We start from the raw sequence: 18,265 nt of genomic DNA on the forward strand, positions 1-18,265 counted from the left end.
CGCCGGCTCAAGGCAAGTTGGGATGTTTATCCCGACGCCAGGCTATTCCCCTACAGCGTGCCGAAGTGCCCACCAGCAGAATGACGAGCATCCCACCCTTCTGGAGTGCCCGAATGCTTTCAGCCCCCAGCACGCGCGTCCGCATAGCGCCGACACCCGCACCCGCCTCCGCTGACGCCCTGCGCAGGCAACTGCACCTCTCGCCCGAGCCTTTGCAGCCGGGCATGTTCCCTTTGCAACGGGACGTGCGCTGGATCGCCGACCTGGTCCTGGACAAGCTGGTCCCGCTCGCGGGCGATCATCGCGATCAAGCGCAGATAGAAGCGCTTCACCACAAATTGTCCAGCAGCCCGTCGAGGCTGGAGGTGTCGGTAGAGGAGTTACCGGACTACTACGCGTTTTTCAAAAAAGCCGAGCAGGTGCTGGGCCAACATCGCTCCAGCCAGCGTCCGGACGTCGAAGCCGACTATGCCTTGTGTCGCGCGCTGAAATGGCAGTTTCGCGCAGCGGTCAGCAATGACCGACACCTGCACCTGACGCAGAAGTTGTTGCCGGCGCTTGCCTACGTGCGCAACGGCGGCGAGCGCAGCAACCACCGTCATATCGGCTACAACTTTGTGTTGGACCCCACGCTGCAGAACCGGGCCGGGCCACAACTGGCAGCCGACTCGCGCCTGGAAATCACCGCTGACCAACGCGTCAAAAGCACGCGCACCCTCAGCCTGCAGGCCCATCTGAAGTCATCGATCGCAAACCAGTTCCAGACCCACAGCCAGCTCGGCGTAGGCTATGTATCGTCTCGCGAATACGCAAATCTGGAAGCGTACGCCGATGCCCGCAGCCATTCGGTTCGCACTTCCCTGAGCGAGAGCATCCGGCGAACCGTTCAAAACCTGCCCAGCCTGGTGCGTGATAGCCATAACCTGCAGAAACACCTCGCCTGCTCAGCACTGAGCCAACCCTATGTCCGGGATACCCTGGCCAGCGCCGGCCTTGTCGATGTTGAGTTGCCCAGCATGAGAAGCACCTCCCAGCCGGTTATCACCGAAAGAGGCCTCCTCCTGAATGCGCGGAACAAGGTCACGGTGGATGTCTTCAGCGCCCTGAAGCTCAATACCACGATAAAGCCAACCCTGCAGCGTACCCAGCGCCAGATCACCCTGGATATCCTGAGCCTGCACGAAACAGCGCCTGAGATGGCACGACTGCGCCTGGCCTCGTCCAAGCACTACAACGACGACCCTGCGGCGTTGTTGAATGCCATGCAACGCCACATCGCCGACACCAGCCAACACTTCACCCAGCAGGCCTGCACATCCGTGCCGGCGTCCGCGTTGAACGCGGCCCGGCACGCCCGCCACAAACAGGCCCAATCCCTGCTGGAGCGCTATGTGCTGCTCAAGACCCACTCGCGCCTGACTCCGCAGCAGGATGCTGAGATACGCAGCCTGATCCAGCGCAACCCGGCACTGCTTCGCCCCGACGAATTAAAAGTCCACACGCTGACAGCCGAGACCCGAATAGTGAGCTTCAGCGCCGCAGTAACGGCCTCGGCGCAGGCCGGGGCAGGCAAAGGGGTGGCGATTGAAGCCAGCCACCGCAAGCTTGATGACCCCCATCTGAGCGGTGATTACCTGACAATCGACATCGCCCCGATAGATTCGCGGCAGGTCGTGAAGAAAACCTTGCTTCGCGTACTGGGCGCGATTGGCGAGCAAACGTTCGACTGGGAAAACCTGGTCCGCTCGATCAGCGAATCGGTGCTCGATCCCGCGAGGCCGTCGTCCACTCAAGTACTGGTGAAAATAAAGCACGGCCAACCGGTGCTGCTGCATACCCGCCATACGCTGAATAAGAGCCGTGACCTGAAGCTCCCGGCGCCGGTCGAGCAGTTCTTCGGCGTAGCGGCGCAGTCACTGCGTACCCGGCAAACCCTGCACAAAGAACAGCTGGGCAGCGACTCGCTTGATCATCTGCTGCCCATCGCCCGTCGCTACCTGGAAACCCCTGATCAGCAGCCGGGCTGGGACGCTTACGTCGCGCGACACGCCGACGACTTTAACGCGTTGTTCGATACCCTTGGCCGACAGGCGCACGGTACGCCGCTGACCGCCGAGATTGACGCGCTCAAACGCCTCAGCCCGGCACTCAGCCGCGCCGCCGAAACCCTGGTACAACACGCGCACACCGCCCTTGAAGCGCCTACCGGCGAAAACCGCGCCAGCACGCAGGAGGCCTTCAATCACTTGCTGCGCGAGTATCTGCCGCACTACCAGGCCAAAGTCAGTGAGGCCTGGACCTTGTCCTGATCCTTCGTCACCGTGCTCCGGGGAGAGCAGCGCCCAGCGGATACACACCTGTGCGCAACTTCATGTCACAATTTGGCATCTCCCTTGAGAACACTCCATGGACACTTTGCAAAACATGCGCGCCTTCAGTTGCGTGGCCGAAGCCGGCAGCTTCACCGCCGCCGCCGTGCAACTGGACACCACCACCGCCAACGTTTCGCGCGCGGTCTCCAACCTTGAGGCCCATCTGCAAACCCGCTTGCTCAACCGCACCACCCGCCGCATCGCGCTGACCGAAGCCGGCAAACGCTATTTGCTGCGCTGCGAGCAGATCCTCGCCTACGTCGAGGAAGCCGAGGCCGAAGCCAGCGACGCCCACGCGCGCCCCGCCGGGCAGTTGAAAGTGCACACCATGACCGGCATCGGCCAGCACTTCGTGATTGATGCGATTGCCCGCTACCGCCGCACCCACCCGGACGTGACTTTCGACCTGACCCTGGCCAACCGCGTGCCGGACCTGCTCGACGAGGGCTACGACGTGTCCATCGTGCTGGCCAGCGAGCTGCCGGATTCGGGCTTCGTCTCGCAACGCCTGGGCATCACCTACAGCATCGCCTGCGCCTCGCCCGATTACGTCAAGGCCAAGGGCTGCGCGCAACGGCCCCAGGATTTGCTCAATCACGCCTGCCTGCGCCTCGTCAGCCCGGTGATCCAGCTGGATAAATGGACCTTCAACGGCCCCGAAGGCCAGGAGAGCGTGGCGATCAACACCTCGCCCTTCCTGGTGAACTCGGCCGATGCGATGAAAACCGCGATCACCAGCGGCATGGGCGTCGGGCTGTTGCCGGTGTACGCGGCCATCGAAGGCCTGCGCAACGGCACACTGGTGCGGGTCATGCCCAACTACCGCTCCCAGGAGCTGAACCTGTACGCCATCTACCCGTCGCGCCAATACCTGGACGCGAAGATCAAGACCTGGGTCGAATACCTGCGCGGCTCGCTGCCGGAGATCCTGGCGGCGCACCAGGCGGAACTGGTGGCGTATGAATTGAGCGGCAGCCTGAGTGGCGCGCGCCTGACGAACTGATTTCCACCTGTCGATCTAAATCAAAGGTGGGAGCGGGCTTGCTCGCGAATACGATAGTCCAGCCACAGATGTAGTGACTGACACTGCGCATTCGCGAGCAAGCCCGCTCCCACATTGGTTTGGCGGTGTCCTGACAATCACCCGCAAGAATGTTAGCTTGCTTGGCATTCTTCCGTAGTCGATGAGCCCGCCTGCAATGAAAAAGACTGTCCTCGCCTTCAGCCGTGTCACCCCGCAAATGATCGAACGCCTGCAACAGGATTTCGAGGTGATCGCGCCCAACCCCAAGCTGGGCGACATCAACGCTCAATTCAATGAAGCCCTGCCCCACGCCCACGGCCTGATCGGCGTGGGCCGCAAGCTGGGACGCGAGCAATTGCAAGGCGCGAGCAAGCTGGAGGTGGTGTCCAGCGTCTCGGTGGGCTACGACAACTACGACGTGCCGTACTTCAACGAGCGCGGGATCATGCTCACCAACACCCCTGACGTACTCACCGAAAGCACCGCCGACCTGGCCTTCGCCCTGCTGATGAGCAGCGCGCGCCGGGTCGCCGAGCTGGACGCCTGGACCAAGGCCGGCGAGTGGAAAGCCAGTGTCGGCGCGCCGTTGTTCGGCTGCGATGTGCATGGCAAGACGCTGGGCATCGTCGGCATGGGCAACATCGGCGCGGCCGTGGCCCGTCGCGGGCACTTGGGCTTCAACATGCCGATCCTGTACAGCGGCAACAGCCGCAAGCCGGCGCTGGAGCAGGCACTGGGCGCGCAATTTCGCAGCCTGGACGAGCTGCTGGCCGAGGCGGACTTCGTGTGCCTGGTGGTGCCATTGAGCGACAAGACCCGCCACCTGATCAGCACCCGCGAGCTGGGGCTGATGAAATCCAGCGCGATCCTGATCAATATTTCCCGTGGCCCGGTGGTCGACGAACCGGCGCTGATCGAGGCCCTGCAAACCCAGCGTATCCGCGGCGCCGGGCTGGATGTGTACGAGCAGGAGCCGCTGGCCGCGTCGCCGCTGTTCCAACTGAGCAACGCCGTGACCCTGCCGCACATCGGCTCGGCCACCCATGAAACCCGCGAAGCCATGGCCAATCGCGCCCTCGACAACCTGCGCAGCGCCCTGCTCGGCCAGCGTCCCCAGGACCTGGTGAACCCGCAGGTCTGGAAAGGCTGACTCATCCCCCCGGTGAAATGGGGACTTGTGTAGGAGCCAGCTTGTGTAAGAGCTGGCTTGTGTGGGAGCTGGCTTGCCTGCGATAGCATCACCCCGGTTTCACAGAAAGACCGAAGCGCTGCTATCGCAGGCAAGCCAGCTCCTACAGACCCATCCCGACACAAAATCCGGTTAAAGCCTGGCCTCCCCAAGTCGATAACTCTCTATAGATCGTCATCCCTGATCCACAGAAGGTTTTTATGTCCACCACCAAAGCCCGCGCAGACTCTCTCTCGCTTCTGCTCTTTACCTTGCGCAGCGGCAAGCTGATGGCGATCAACCTGCTGAAAGTCAGTGAAATCATCCCCTGCCCGCCGCTGACCAAGCTGCCGGAGTCGCACCCCCACGTCAAAGGCATCGCCACCCTGCGCGGCAACTCGCTGGCGGTCATCGACCTGAGCCGTGCCCTGGGTGAAATGCCCCTGCAGGACCCGGACGGTGGCTGCCTGATCGTCACCGATGTAAGCCGATCCAAGCAGGGCCTGCATGTGCAGGCGGTGAGCAAGATCGTGCACTGCCTGACTACCGACATCCGCCCGCCGCCCTACGGCTCCGGTGGTAACCGCGCGTTCATCACCGGGGTCACCCAGGTCGAAGGCGGCCTCGTGCAGGTGCTCGACATCGAAAAAGTCATCCACGGCATCGCACCGGCCCCGATTGAAGCGGCGCCCACCGACCTGACCATGGAAGAAGCCGAAGTACTCGGCAACGCGCGCATCCTGGTGGTCGACGACAGCCAGGTGGCCCTGCAGCAATCCGTACACACCCTGCGCAACCTCGGCCTCACCTGCCACACCGCGCGCAGTGCCAAGGAAGCCATCGATGTGCTGCTGGAGCTGCAAGGCACGGTCGAGCAGATCAATGTGGTGGTGTCCGACATCGAGATGTCGGAAATGGACGGCTATGCCCTCACCCGCACCCTGCGCGAAACCCCGGATTTCAAAGACCTCTATGTGCTGCTGCACACCTCGCTCGACAGCGCGATGAACAGCGAAAAAGCGCGCCTGGCCGGTGCCGACGCGGTACTGACCAAATTTTCGTCGCCCGAGCTGACCAAGTGCCTGGTGGTGGCGGCCCAGACCGTGGCGCAAAAAGGCCTGTAACGCGTGAGCACGTATTACCAGTTGCTGCGTCGCGACCTCACCGGCAGCCTGCCGGCCCCGCAGTGGCCGGCGGGTACGCAGCTGGACCACTACCGCGATGAGCTGGCCCCGGCGATTCATGCGGTATTGCGCATGACCCAGGAGCAAGGCGGCGGCCGCGTGCCGCCGTTGGAAACCTGGCAGCAGCAGTTCATCACCGATGCCGAATTCGACCCCACGCTGTGCCTGGTGGCCAGCAACGCAGAAGGCATTCTCGGCGTGGCCCAGTGCTGGACCAGCGCCTTTATCAAGAACCTTTCCATACACCCTTGCGCCCAGGGCCAGGGGCTGGGCCGCGCCTTGTTGCTGCAGGCCTTCCAGGTGTTCAAGCAACGCGGCGAACCCTGCGTCGACCTCAAGGTGCTGGAGAGCAACCAGCGCGCCCGACAGTTGTACGCAAGCGCAGGCATGTTCTTTGTACTGCGCGATGCAGTCGCCGAGGACTGACAGGCACTGGCGCATAACTTGCTTCCAGAGACACCGAACGGTGCATAGAGGTCAAAACCCGTCACCGTTCATGCGTGCCCTCTGACCTTGCCTGGTGACAGATCCGCCCATGAACACCCATTTTTCCTGCGTTGGCTGCGGCAAATGCTGCACCGACCATCACGTCCCCCTGACCCTCGCCGAAGCCCGTATGTGGGCGGCGGACGGCGGCAACGTCATCGTTCTGGTAGAGGGTTTCCTGGGCAATGGCCTGGGCTTGCCACAGCAGCAACGCGAACATGCCGAGCGGCGTTCAGTGGTGGTGCCCAGCGGCAACACCGAGGCGTTTGTAGCCATCACCTTTGCCGCCTATAACGCCGGCCGCTGCCGGAATCTTGACGAAGACAACCTGTGCCGCATCTATGAACGCCGTCCGTTGGTGTGCCGGATCTATCCGATGGAGATCAACCCGCATATCCCACTGAACCCCGCCGCCAAGGACTGCCCGCCGGAATCCTGGGAACAGGGCCCGGCGCTGATCATCGGCGGCGAGTTGGCCGACCCGGCGCTGGCGGACCTGATCCTGCGCTCGCGCCAGGCCGACCGTGACGATGTGCAGACCAAGGAGGCGGTGTGCGCCTTGCTGGGTATTCGCACCACGGCGCTCAAGGGGGATGGCTTCACCGCCTACCTGCCGGACATGAACGCGTTTGCCCAGGCGATCGAGCTGGCGGTGGATCAGCCATCCGTGGCCAACGAGTGGGTGTTCCATGTGTCAGGCATGGACATCGCCGAGCAACTGCTGGATGCCGGCGCGCAGATTGCGACTGAAGTGCCGGCCAACTACGCGTTTATTCCGCTGCGCGCAGCGTAGGGCTTGCGGGCCGCTTCGCGGGCAAGCCCATGCCCACAGGTGACTGCATTTCAACGTGGGCACCCGGTTAGCGCCGTCCACTCCAGAACTCCCGCGCCAACTGGCGCAAATCCTCCGCCAGGGCCGCCACGTCACCGGAGCTGAGCTGGCTCTGCTGGCCGGCGCTGACCGTGGCTTCACCGGCATCGCGGATGCCGAGGATATTGCGATTGATGTCCTCGCTCACCGCGCTCTGCTCTTCCACGGCGGTCGCGATCTGCTGGCTCATGGTGGTGATCTGCATGACCCGCTGGCTGATGCCATCCAGCGCAGCCGCCGCGCGTTGCGCCTGCTCGACGCTGGCGTGCACATGTTCGCTGCTCTGCGCCATGGCCTGCACTGCGTCGCGCGCGCCGCCCTGCAGGGTGCTGATCATGCGCTGGATTTCATCGGTCGATTGCTGCGTGCGCTGGGCCAGGCCACGCACTTCGTCGGCCACCACGGCAAAACCACGGCCCTGCTCACCGGCCCGCGCGGCTTCGATGGCCGCATTCAGGGCCAGCAGGTTGGTCTGCTCGGCAATCGTGCGGATCACCTCCAGCACGCCGCTGATTTCGCCGCTGTGGCTTTCCAGTTGGTGGATGACGTCTGTGGCCCGCGCCAACTCCTGGGACAAGCGCATCACCGCGTCACGGCTTTCATCCACGCGTTGATGGCCTTCAAGGGTTTCGTTGCCAGCCTGGTCGGCCGCCCTGGACGCCTGCTGGGCATGGCTGGCCATTTGCGCCACGCTGGCGGCCATCTGGTGAATGGCCGTCGCTATCTGATCGGTCTGGGTCTGTTGGCCCTGGGTGCTGGCCTGGCTGCTGTCCAGATGCCGCACCAGTTGCGCCGCGTGCCCCGCCAGGCGCTGGGAGGCATCGCCGATGCGCCCGACCACCGCGCCCACCTGGGCTTCGAGCATCTGCAGGGCAAACTCGATCTGCCCGCATTCATCACGGCGCCCGGTGTAGATCGCCTGGCTCAGGGGGTTATCGGCAATCTGGCGGGCGCGCTGGCTCAACTGGGCCAGGGGCCGCACGATCAGTCTCACCCCGGCCGCGCCGACTGCACATCCCGCCACCAGGCCCAGCAGTTGCCAGACTGGCGCGTAAGCCGCCAGGCCTACGCCGAGCACCCACGCCACGGCGCAGCTGGCAGCCGCCCAGCCCGACAGCTTCAGTTGGAGACCAACCGCCGGCCACGCGCGCGCCTTGCCCGCCCGCAGTCGCGCATACGCCCGTTCTGCCGCCGCCACCCTGGACGCATCCGGCTTGGTGCGCACCGATTGGTACTCCACCGTCGCCCCGTCGCGGGTCACCGGCGTCGCATACGCGCTGACCCAATAATGGTCGCCATTCTTGCAGCGGTTCTTCACCATGCCCATCCACGACCGGCCGCGTTTCAAGGTCTGCCACATATGGGCAAAGGCCTCGGACGGCATGTCAGGATGGCGCAGGACGTTGTGGGCCATCCCCAGCAACTCGTCACGGTGGTAGCCGCTGATGTCGATGAAATCCTGGTTGGCGTAGGTAATCGCGCTGGTCAGGTCAGTGGTCGAGAGGATGTTGGCGTCGGGGGCAAAGTCCACATTCCGACCGGTGACCGGCAGATTGATCTTCATGGAGAAGCGCGCTCGTGATTATTGGAGGAGTCGGCAGGGCGTCGACTCTAAGCGCACCCATGGGGCAAATACTGATCCAGCTCATGTTCTGCGCAATTAATTAGCCATCACGGAGTTTCCAGGCGGTAGGGCGCGAGGATTCGCCGGTACTCACCGTTTTGCATCAACTCTTCGAGGGCGCGATTGAGGTCATTGAGCAACGCCGTATCGGTCTTGCGCACCGCAATCGCCACGCCGTCGCCCAACAGCGCGGCCGAAACAGGCGGGCCGAGGAAGTCGAAGTCCTGGCCATCATCGGTGTCGAGCAGGGCCTGGCGGATTTCCACGGTGCCCTGCAGGGTCGCATCGATATCACCGGCCACCAGGCTGCGCACCAGTTCATCGTTGAGCCAGAAGCTCTTGATGATCACGCCCCTGGGCGCCCACTTCGAGCGCACAAAGGCTTCACGATTGCTGCCGAGCAAAACGCCGACGCGCTTGCCCTTGAGCGACTTGACGCGCGGCAGCAGGCCAGAGGTCCGGCGGGCGACCAGCCGTGTCGTGAAGGGATAGAGGGTGTCGGTGAAGCCCGCCCGACGGCGGCGCAGCGACGTCGGGGCCATGCCCATGATTGCATCGAATTGCCGGGCCTCAAGGGCAGGAAAGTCTTCGACGACCACCTGGTCAACCCAGGTACAGCGCACATTCAGTTGCTGGCAGAGGGCATTGCCCAGGTCGATATTCAGGCCGACCAACTGACCTTGCGCATCACGGCTCTGGAAGGGGGGGAATTGCGCGGCAACCGCGAAGCGGATTTCCTGCCGAGGGGGATCATCAGCGGCGACGGCTTCAGCCGCGCACAACAGGACAAGCATTACACATATGTGTATCAGGGCCACGGGAAGCGTCCTTTTCCGGAAAGACCAGCCTCGACACACTCCGTCCCGGGAAATACCGACGGGGCGGAGCAGAGGCTGTGGAAGCTTTCAAGAAATGGTTGCTGCCCCACAAGCAGAAACATCCGCGAAAGCTGTAGGCAGCTTCCGCCAAATGTTGCAGCTAGTTAATCTTAACGTTTACCCATGGAGCGACGCGTTCCCGGCGGGGCCATGCCTGGGGACTTGGTGTGGCCGTTCTTGGCGCCGTTCTTGTACCAGGGCTGGGCGGCTTGCTTGGCCCCGGCCAGTTCACCCGGCTTGAACGGAAACTTGAACGCCGGGATCTCGGCTTTTTCAACGCCTTCGGCGCTGGCCGGATCGACCAGGTCGGTCGCTTCAACAGGGGGTTGTGTCGGGGAAGTCATGGAAGCTCCGGAACGTGCAAAAAATGACGCGAGGCCGGCTTGCGGGCCACGCTGGCGCGCAGTATACCTGCCCGCCTCGGATCTTTAACCACCGCCTGTACGAATGGTCTGCGCTTACTGACAGCGCTGTCAGTTAGCAGTCACCTTGCTGACCGGGTTCGCAGGCTATAAAGGCCCTTAGTCTCCCACTCCTTTGCCCTGGCGCCTCACCTCCATGCAAATACAACGAAAAACCGCCCTGATCGTGGGTGTCCTCGTAGTGCTGGCCGTTGCCGCCTGGGCCCTGACACGCCCGGCCAAGACCAGACTGGCAGCGCCGACTGCGATTCCGGTGCGGGTGGTGAGCGTGGTGCAGCAGGATATTCCACGGTTTGTCAGCGGGATTGGCTCGGTGTTGTCGTTGCACAGTGTGGTGATCCGCCCGCAAGTGGACGGCATTCTCACCAAATTGCTGGTCAAGGAAGGCCAACTGGTCAAGGCCGGGGACTTGCTTGCAACCATCGATGACCGCTCGATCCGCGCCAGCCTGGAGCAAGCCAAGGCACAGCTGGGCGAGAGCCAGGCGCAGTTGCAAGTGGCGCAGGTCAACCTCAAGCGCTACAAGGAGTTGAGCGTCGACGACGGCGTCTCCAAGCAAACCTATGATCAGCAGCAAGCACTGGTCAACCAGCTCAAGGCCACCGCCCAAGGCAACCAGGCCGCCATCGATTCGGCCCAGGTACAGCTTTCCTACACCCAGATTCGCTCGCCGGTCACTGGCCGCGTGGGTATTCGTACCGTGGACGAAGGCAACTTCCTGCGCATGAGCGACACCCAGGGCCTGTTCACAGTGACCCAGATCGACCCGATTGCCGTCGAGTTCTCCCTGCCGCAACAAATGCTGCCGACCCTTCAAGGCTTGATCGCGGCACCGACCAGGGCCAGCGTCGACGCCTACATGGGCGCCGACACCGACGGCCAGACCGGCGACCTGCTGGGTGAAGGCCACTTGAGCCTGATCGACAACCAGATCAGCTCGACCACCGGCACCCTGCGTGCCAAGGCCGAGTTCAACAACGCCTCGCAGCGCCTGTGGCCGGGGCAACTGGTCACGATCAAGATCCAGACCGCCCTCGACAAAAACGCCCTGGTGGTACCGCCGACGGTGGTGCAACGCGGCCTGGATTCGCACTTCGTGTACCGGGTCAACGGGGACAAGGTCGACGTGGTGCCGGTGCAGGTGACGTACCAGGACAGCGACGTGAACATCATCAAGGGGGTGCAGGCCGGCGATGTACTGGTCAGTGACGGCCAGTCGCGGCTCAAGGCCGGCGCCCAGGTGGAGGTGCTCAAGGAGCCACCGCAAGTGATCCAGACCGTCGACGCCAAGGTGCAGCCATGAGTGGCAGCCGTTCGCCGTCGGCCTGGTGCGTCGACCACCCGGTCGCCACCCTGCTGCTGACCTTCGCCCTGGTGCTGCTCGGGATGATTGCCTTCCCGCGCCTGGCCATCGCCCCACTGCCGGAAGCGGAATTTCCGACGATCCAGGTGACCGCCACCCTGCCCGGCGCCAGCCCGGACACCATGGCCTCTTCCGTGGCCACGCCCCTGGAGGTGCAATTCAGTGCCATCCCCGGCATGACCCAGATGACCTCCAGCAGCGCCTTGGGCTCAAGCCTGCTGACCCTGCAATTCACCCTGAACAAGAGCATCGACACGGCTGCGCAGGAAGTCCAGGCGGCGATCAACACCGCGTCCGGCAAGTTGCCCAGCGACATGCCGAGCCTGCCGACCTGGAAGAAGGTCAACCCGGCGGACAGCCCGGTGCTGATCCTCAGCGTCAGCTCCAACAGCATGCCCAGCACCGAGCTGAGTGACTACGTGGAAACCCTGCTGGCCCGGCAGATCAGCCAGATCGATGGCGTCGGTCAGATCAACATCACCGGCCAGCAACGTCCGGCGATTCGTGTACAGGCCTCCCCCGACAAACTCGCGGCCATCGGCCTGACCCTGGCCGATATCCGCCTGGCCATCCAGCAATCGAGCCTCAACCTGGCCAAGGGTGCGATCTACGGCGAGAACAGCGTGTCGACCCTGTCGACCAATGACCAGTTGTTCCACCCTAATGACTACGCGCAATTGATTGTGTCCTACAAGGACGGTGCACCGGTTCAGTTGCGCGATATCGCCAAAGTCATCAACGGTTCGGAAAACGCCTACGTGCAGGCCTGGTCCGGCGATACCCCCGGCGTCAACCTGGTGATTTCGCGCCAACCCGGCGCCAACATTGTCGAGACCGTGGACCGCATCCAGTCCGAACTGCCGCGCCTGCAAGCCATGCTGCCGGCGTCGGTGCAGGTCAGTGTGCTGACCGACCGCACCAAGACCATTCGCGCGTCCCTGCATGAAGTCGAAGTGACCCTGCTGATTGCCATCCTGCTGGTGGTGGCGGTGATGGCGCTGTTCCTGCGCCAGTTGTCGGCGACGCTGATTGTGTCCAGCGTGCTCGGCGTGTCGCTGGTCGCCAGTTTTGCGTTGATGTACCTGATGGGCTTCAGCCTGAACAACCTGACCCTGGTGGCGATCGTGATCGCCGTGGGGTTTGTGGTGGACGATGCGATCGTGGTGGTGGAAAACATTCACCGCCACCTCGAAGCGGGGCTCGACAAGCGCGAGGCGGCGATCAAGGGCGCCGGCGAGATCGGCTTCACCGTGGTCTCCATCAGTTTCTCGCTGGTGGCCGCGTTTATTCCGCTGCTGTTCATGGGCGGCGTGGTCGGGCGGCTGTTCAAGGAGTTCGCGCTGACGGCTACCTCGACCATCCTGATTTCGGTGGTGGTGTCGCTGACCCTGGCGCCGACCCTGGCCGCGCTGTTCATGCGCGCGCCCACCCATCATGCCCACGACAAACCCGGTTTCAGCGAACGCCTGCTCGCGGGCTATGCGCGCAACCTGCGCCGGGCCCTCGCGCACCAGCGCACCATGGCAGCGATTTTCATCGTGACCCTGGCCCTCGCCGTGGTCGGCTACGTGTTTATCCCCAAGGGTTTCTTCCCGGTACAAGACACCGGTTTTGTGCTCGGCACCAGCGAGGCAGCGGCGGACGTGTCGTACCCGGACATGGTCGCCAAGCACAAGGCCCTGGCCGAGATCGTCAAGGACGACCCGGCAGTGGAGGCGTTCTCCCATTCGGTGGGTGTGACCGGCAGCAACCAGACTATCGCCAACGGCCGCTTCTGGATTGCCCTGAAAGACCGCGGCGACCGCGATGTCTCCGCCAGCCAGTTCATCGACCGCATCCGGCCGAAACTGGCCAAGGTGCCGGGCATCGTGCTGTACCTGCGCGCCGGCCAGGACATCAACCTCAGTTCCGGTCCCAGCCGCGCCCAGTATCAGTACGTGCTCAAGAGCAACGACGGCTCGACGCTCAACACCTGGACCCAGCGCCTGACGGAGAAACTGCGCGCCAACCCGGCCTTTCGTGACCTCTCCAACGACCTGCAACTGGGCGGCAGCATTACCCACATCAGCATCGACCGTCAGGCCGCCGCACGTTTCGGCCTGACCGCCACCGACGTCGACCAGGCGCTGTATGACGCGTTCGGCCAGCGCCAGATCAACGAATTCCAGACCGAGATCAACCAGTACCAGGTGGTGCTGGAACTCGACACCAAGCAACGCGGCAAGGCCGAGAGCCTGAATTATTTCTACCTGCGCTCACCGCTGACCAACGAGATGGTGCCGCTGTCGGCACTGGCCAAGGTCGACCCGCCAACCGTCGGGCCGTTGTCCATCAGCCATGACGGCATGTTCCCGGCCGCCAACCTGTCGTTCAACCTCGCGCCCGGCGTGGCGTTGGGCGACGCGGTGATCATGCTCAACCAGGCAAAGAATGAAATCGGCATGCCGACCACCATCATCGGCAACTTCCAGGGCGCGGCGCAGGCGTTCCAGAGCTCGCTGGCCAGCCAGCCGTGGCTGATCCTCGCGGCGCTGGTGGCGGTCTACATCATCCTCGGCGTGCTGTATGAAAGTTTTGTCCACCCGCTGACGATCATTTCCACCCTGCCCTCGGCAGGCCTGGGTGCGCTGATCATGCTGTCGCTGATGGGCCAGGACTTTTCGATCATGGCGCTGATCGGCCTGGTGCTGCTGATCGGGATCGTGAAGAAAAACGGCATCCTGATGATCGACTTTGCCCTGGAGGCCCAGCGCGTCAGGGGCCTGTCGCCGGAGGATGCGATCTACGAAGCCTGTGTCACGCGGTTCCGGCCGATCATCATGACCACCCTCGCCGCCCTGCTCGGCGCGGTGCCGTTGATGCTCGGCGCCGGCCCAGGCGCGGAAATGCGCCAGCCGCTGGGCATTGCGGTGGTCGGCGGGCTGCTGGTGAGCCAGGCGCTGACGTTGTTCACTACACCGGTCATATACTTGTACCTCGAGAAGTTTTTCCACCGGCCCAAACCAACGCCCGCGTTGGCGACCACACAATGAGGCTGAGGCCCCGCCCTGGAGCAAAAGGCTCATGCGCGTCCTGATTATTGAAGACGAAGAAAAAACCGCGGACTACCTGCACCGCGGCTTGACAGAACAAGGCTACACCGTCGATGTGGCCCGCGAAGGCGTCGAGGGGTTGCACCTGGCGCTGGAGAACGACTACGCGGTGATCGTGCTCGACGTGATGCTGCCCAGCCTCGATGGCTTTGGCGTGCTGCGTGCCTTGCGGGCGCGCAAGCAGACCCCGGTGATCATGCTCACCGCCCGTGAACGCGTGGAAGATCGCATTCGCGGCCTGCGCGAAGGGGCCGATGATTACCTCGGCAAGCCGTTCTCGTTCCTCGAACTGGTGGCGCGCCTGCAGGCGTTGACCCGCCGCAGCGGCGGCCACGAACCGGTGCAGGTCACGGTCGCCGACCTGTGGATCGACCTGATCAGCCGCAAGGCCAGCCGCAACGGCCTGCGCCTGGACCTGACCGCCAAGGAGTTCTCGCTGCTCAGCGTACTCGCGCGGCGCCAGGGCGAAATCCTGTCCAAGACCGCCATCGCGGAGATGGTCTGGGACATCAATTTCGACAGCGACGCCAACGTGGTCGAAGTCGCGATCAAGCGCCTGCGCGCCAAGCTCGATGGGCCGTTCGACACCAAACTGCTGCACACCATTCGCGGCATGGGTTATGTGCTGGAGAACCGCAGTGTCGGCTAACTCCATCGCCCTGCGCCTGAGCGGCATGTTCACCCTGGTGGCGCTGCTGATCTTCCTGTTGATCGGCGGCGCGTTGTACCAGCAGGTCGACCGCGGCCTGGGCTTGTTGCCGGGGGCGGAGTTGGACGCGCGCTACAGCGTGCTCGAATCCTCGGTGAACCGCTTTGGCACGCCGGACCACTGGGTGAAGATCCAGGCCAAGCTCAAGCTGTTGGGCGAGGAAGACAAGCGCATCCGCTTCTGGGTGGTCAGCAGCGACCCGGCCTATGAATACGGCAACCCCGACGCGCAGATTCGCGCCTTTGCCGCCGGGCCAACGGGCAAGCGCGACCTGCGCCTGCCGGGGCGTGAATACCCGTTCAAGGTGTTGGTCAGCCAATTTGCGGCCAAGGATCAGCGCCCGCCGCTGCGCTTCATGATCGCCATAGATACAGAGAACTTTCGGGCTACCCAGCACCAGTTGCTGATGGCCCTGATCGGTCTCGCATTCGTCGGGGTGGTGATGGCTTCGCTGCTGGGCTTTTGGGTCTCGCGTATCGGCCTCAAGCCGTTGATCACGCTGTCGGATGAGGCGCAGAAACTCGCGCCGCCGAAACTTTCCGGGCGCCTGCAGCTGTCGCCGCTGCCGCCGGAACTGAGCCAGTTCGTCAACTCGTTCAACTCAACGCTCGACCGAGTGGAGCAGGCCTACTCACGCCTGGAGTCGTTCAACGCCGACGTGGCCCATGAACTGCGCTCACCGCTGACCAACCTGATCGGCCAGACCCAGGTCGCCCTGACGCGCGGGCGTTCGGCCGAGCATTATTTCGAAGTGCTGCAATCCAACCTCGAAGAACTCGAGCGCCTGCGTTCGATCATCAACGACATGCTGTTCCTCGCCAGCGCCGACCAGGGCAGCAAGGCCACCAAGCTGATCGAAAGCTCCCTGGCCGACGAAGTGGCGACTACCCTCGACTACCTGGACTTCATCCTCGAAGACGCCCAGGTGCAGGTGCGCGTGCGCGGCGACGCCCTGGTGCAGATCGAAAAAGCCCACCTGCGCCGCGCGCTGATCAACCTGCTGAGCAATGCGGTGCAACACACGGCGCCGGGGCAGGTTATCGAGGTGACCATCGAGGTGCAGGGGCATCAGGTGGCGATCGGGGTGACCAACCCTGGCGATGAGATTGCCAGCGAACACCTGCCCCGGCTGTTCGAACGCTTTTATCGGGTGGATGCGTCACGCAGCAACAGTGGGGCGAATCATGGGTTGGGGTTGGCCATCGTCAAGGCCATCGCGTTGATGCACGGCGGCGATGTGTTTGTGCGCAGTGCCGGCGGCGGCAATACCTTTGGCATTACCCTGCCAGTCTGACGGCCGAACTGTTGCGATTTGGGCAACAGTCATTATCTTGTTACACTCTGTATCCCACCGCTCACCTGCGTTAATTTGACGCATCGATGAGCGCGACGGCATAGACAGCTGACCCGCTTACCCGAATTTCCCTCGACTTATTTCCAGGGCTCTACACTGGGAATCTGTCTTAAAGCCGCTGACTTCAGCGGCTTTTTTTTGCGGTAAAAAAAGGCCAGGCACACCCCCACGACATTGGCCGTTTTCGATTGACCAAAGGAGCTCCACCGGTGAAGAACTCGCTGACGTTCACCCCGTTATTCCTCGCGATTGCAGCAACGATCGTCCCCCTTGCCCACGCGGCAGACACCACCCCCACCGACGGTTTCGTCGAAGGCTCGCACCTCAACATCAACACCCGCAACTACTACATGAACCGCGACCGTCGCGATATCCACACCGATGACAGCAAAGAATGGGGCCAGGGTTTTATCGGCACCTTCGAATCCGGCTACACCCAGGGCACCGTCGGCTTCGGCCTGGACGCCCACGCCATGCTCGGCCTCAAGCTCGATGGCGGAGGCGGCACCGATGGCTCCAGCATCCTTCCGTACGGCAGTGGCAACGGCAAGGCGCCGGGCTCGTTCTCCACCGCAGGTGGCACCCTGAAAATGCGCGCCTTCGACACCGAGTTGAAGGCCGGCGACCTGTTCCTGAACAACCCGGTGATCGCCGGCGGCATGACCCGCATGCTGCCGCAGACCTTCCGTGGCGTGAGCCTGACCAACCACAGCGTCGACGGCTGGATGTTCGAGGGCGGCCAGGCCAGCTTTACCAAGCTCTACAACCAGAGCGGCCACCGGCGCATTGGCACCAGCTATGGCGCGCTGCCCAACAACACGGACAGCCAGCACATGAATTGGGCCGGTGTGTCGTTCAGCGGCATCGACGGGCTGACCAGCAACCTCTACGCCTCCGAACTCAAGGACGTGTGGCACCAGTACTACTACGACCTCGACTACACCTATGTGGTCAACGAAATGGTCAGCCTCAACCCCGGCCTGCACTACTACCACACCCAGGACACCGGGCAGGCGCTGCTGGGCAACATCGACAACAACACCTACAGCCTGCACTTCACCGTCGACGTCGGCCATCACAGCGTCACTGCCGCGTACCAGCGGGTCAACGGCAATACCCCGTTCGACTACATTGCCCAGGGCGACAGCGTGTACCTGGACAACTCCCAGCAATACTCCGACTTCAACGGCCCCAATGAGCGTTCGTGGAAACTCAAGTACGCCTATAACTTCGGCGGCCTGGGCCTGCCCGGCCTGACCTCGGCCGTGTCCTACATCAGCGGCAAGACCGACCTCACCACAGTCGACCCGCAAAGCCGTGGCTACAGCGCCTGGTACAGCGCCGACGGCAAGGACGCCAAGCACTGGGAACGCGATATCGACCTCAAATACGTCGTGCAGGGCGGCAAGGCCAAAGACCTGGCGGTGCGCCTGCAGTGGGCGGTCAATCGCGGCAGCAACGGCTACTCGGCGGTGGACCGCGATGTGGATGAATACCGCGTGATCATCGACTACCCGATCAACGTGTTCTGACACGCACCCTGTCGCCCAGGCAAAACCAGGATGGGCGCGGATTCGCTCGCAAATGCGGTGGAGCAGCCAACCCAGCCGTTACTGACGCATCGCATTGGCGAGCAAGTCCCCTCGCACCGTTTTGCCGGGCGCCATATTCCAGAGTTGCTACTACGCTATTGGCATCCTCGAAGCAGAAGTACGCCC

The 18,265-nt window shown here is 63.2% G+C and carries 14 protein-coding genes and 1 pseudogene; 11 read left to right on the forward strand and 4 right to left on the reverse strand.

The features are described from left to right. Positions 1-113: 113 nt before the first annotated feature. The 6 genes from C9990_RS26355 (at position 114) to C9990_RS26385 (ending at position 7,027) form a co-directional block, all read left to right on the forward strand. Entirely contained in the window at positions 114-2,309 is a 2,196-nt protein-coding gene (locus C9990_RS26355; RefSeq protein ID WP_157955101.1) for a hypothetical protein, read from the forward strand. Between the two features lie 97 nt (positions 2,310-2,406). Continuing rightward, on the forward strand, positions 2,407-3,375 hold the full coding sequence (locus C9990_RS26360; RefSeq protein ID WP_065900869.1) for a LysR family transcriptional regulator: 969 nt from the start codon (positions 2,407-2,409) through the stop codon (positions 3,373-3,375). Between the two features lie 196 nt (positions 3,376-3,571). Continuing rightward, the gene (locus C9990_RS26365; protein ID WP_106805116.1) at positions 3,572-4,546 is read left to right on the forward strand and encodes a D-glycerate dehydrogenase; all 975 of its coding nucleotides are present in this window, start codon (positions 3,572-3,574) and stop codon (positions 4,544-4,546) included. 239 nt (positions 4,547-4,785) lie between these two features. Further along, the gene (locus C9990_RS26375) at positions 4,786-5,688 is read left to right on the forward strand and encodes a chemotaxis protein CheV (protein ID WP_106805117.1); all 903 of its coding nucleotides are present in this window, start codon (positions 4,786-4,788) and stop codon (positions 5,686-5,688) included. 3 nt (positions 5,689-5,691) lie between these two features. Further along, the gene (locus C9990_RS26380; RefSeq protein WP_106805118.1) at positions 5,692-6,174 is read left to right on the forward strand and encodes an N-acetyltransferase; all 483 of its coding nucleotides are present in this window, start codon (positions 5,692-5,694) and stop codon (positions 6,172-6,174) included. Between the two features lie 109 nt (positions 6,175-6,283). Continuing rightward, positions 6,284-7,027, forward strand: coding sequence for a YkgJ family cysteine cluster protein (locus C9990_RS26385; RefSeq protein WP_106805119.1), 744 nt, complete (start codon positions 6,284-6,286; stop codon positions 7,025-7,027). A 67-nt stretch (positions 7,028-7,094) separates the two neighbouring features. Here the strand turns inward: C9990_RS26385 and C9990_RS26390 are convergent, their stop codons facing one another. The 4 genes and pseudogenes from C9990_RS26390 to C9990_RS26400 all read right to left on the reverse strand — a co-directional run bounded on the left by C9990_RS26390 (position 7,095) and on the right by C9990_RS26400 (position 9,951). Beyond that, positions 7,095-8,141 (reverse strand): methyl-accepting chemotaxis protein, encoded by a 1,047-nt coding sequence (locus tag C9990_RS26390; RefSeq protein WP_371920710.1) that lies wholly within the window; start codon positions 8,139-8,141, stop codon positions 7,095-7,097. A 246-nt stretch (positions 8,142-8,387) separates the two neighbouring features. Then, a pseudogene (locus tag C9990_RS33175) lies at positions 8,388-8,669 on the reverse strand (PAS domain-containing protein); the annotation flags it as partial. 107 nt (positions 8,670-8,776) lie between these two features. Continuing rightward, positions 8,777-9,547, reverse strand: a complete 771-nt coding sequence (locus C9990_RS26395; RefSeq protein ID WP_106805121.1) for a transporter substrate-binding domain-containing protein — start codon at positions 9,545-9,547, stop codon at positions 8,777-8,779. A gap of 170 nt (positions 9,548-9,717) precedes the next feature. Beyond that, on the reverse strand, positions 9,718-9,951 hold the full coding sequence (locus tag C9990_RS26400; protein ID WP_065900852.1) for a hypothetical protein: 234 nt from the start codon (positions 9,949-9,951) through the stop codon (positions 9,718-9,720). Positions 9,952-10,165: 214 nt separating this feature from the next. Between C9990_RS26400 and C9990_RS26405 the strand changes: the two genes are divergently transcribed. The 5 genes from C9990_RS26405 (at position 10,166) to C9990_RS26425 (ending at position 18,079) form a co-directional block, all read left to right on the forward strand. Continuing rightward, positions 10,166-11,332, forward strand: a complete 1,167-nt coding sequence (locus C9990_RS26405; protein WP_065900850.1) for an efflux RND transporter periplasmic adaptor subunit — start codon at positions 10,166-10,168, stop codon at positions 11,330-11,332. Beyond that, a complete protein-coding gene (locus C9990_RS26410) occupies positions 11,329-14,424 on the forward strand; it encodes a multidrug efflux RND transporter permease subunit (protein ID WP_106805122.1) in 3,096 nt (1,031 codons plus the stop codon). The genes C9990_RS26405 and C9990_RS26410 overlap by 4 nt, the downstream gene beginning before the upstream one ends. A gap of 31 nt (positions 14,425-14,455) precedes the next feature. Next, entirely contained in the window at positions 14,456-15,133 is a 678-nt protein-coding gene (locus C9990_RS26415; protein WP_106805123.1) for a heavy metal response regulator transcription factor, read from the forward strand. Further along, positions 15,123-16,487, forward strand: coding sequence for a heavy metal sensor histidine kinase (locus C9990_RS26420; protein WP_106805124.1), 1,365 nt, complete (start codon positions 15,123-15,125; stop codon positions 16,485-16,487). The genes C9990_RS26415 and C9990_RS26420 overlap by 11 nt, the downstream gene beginning before the upstream one ends. Positions 16,488-16,756: 269 nt before the next feature. After that, the gene (locus C9990_RS26425) at positions 16,757-18,079 is read left to right on the forward strand and encodes an OprD family porin (protein WP_065900840.1); all 1,323 of its coding nucleotides are present in this window, start codon (positions 16,757-16,759) and stop codon (positions 18,077-18,079) included. Positions 18,080-18,265: the final 186 nt, after the last annotated feature.

It is taken from the genome of Pseudomonas sp. S5D5 (assembly GCF_003013355.1).
Lineage (GTDB): Bacteria > Pseudomonadota > Gammaproteobacteria > Pseudomonadales > Pseudomonadaceae > Aquipseudomonas > Aquipseudomonas aylmerensis.

Coding starts and splice junctions, on each gene's coding strand:
- C9990_RS26415 (WP_106805123.1), top strand. CDS start 14,456: ATGCGCGTCCTGATTATTGAAGACGAAGAAAAAACCGCGGACTACCTG.
- C9990_RS26375 (WP_106805117.1), top strand. CDS start 4,786: ATGTCCACCACCAAAGCCCGCGCAGACTCTCTCTCGCTTCTGCTCTTT.
- C9990_RS26360 (WP_065900869.1), top strand. CDS start 2,407: ATGGACACTTTGCAAAACATGCGCGCCTTCAGTTGCGTGGCCGAAGCC.
- C9990_RS26355 (WP_157955101.1), top strand. CDS start 114: ATGCTTTCAGCCCCCAGCACGCGCGTCCGCATAGCGCCGACACCCGCA.
- C9990_RS26410 (WP_106805122.1), top strand. CDS start 11,329: ATGAGTGGCAGCCGTTCGCCGTCGGCCTGGTGCGTCGACCACCCGGTC.
- C9990_RS26400 (WP_065900852.1), bottom strand. CDS start 9,951: ATGACTTCCCCGACACAACCCCCTGTTGAAGCGACCGACCTGGTCGAT.
- C9990_RS26405 (WP_065900850.1), top strand. CDS start 10,166: ATGCAAATACAACGAAAAACCGCCCTGATCGTGGGTGTCCTCGTAGTG.
- C9990_RS26385 (WP_106805119.1), top strand. CDS start 6,284: ATGAACACCCATTTTTCCTGCGTTGGCTGCGGCAAATGCTGCACCGAC.
- C9990_RS26365 (WP_106805116.1), top strand. CDS start 3,572: ATGAAAAAGACTGTCCTCGCCTTCAGCCGTGTCACCCCGCAAATGATC.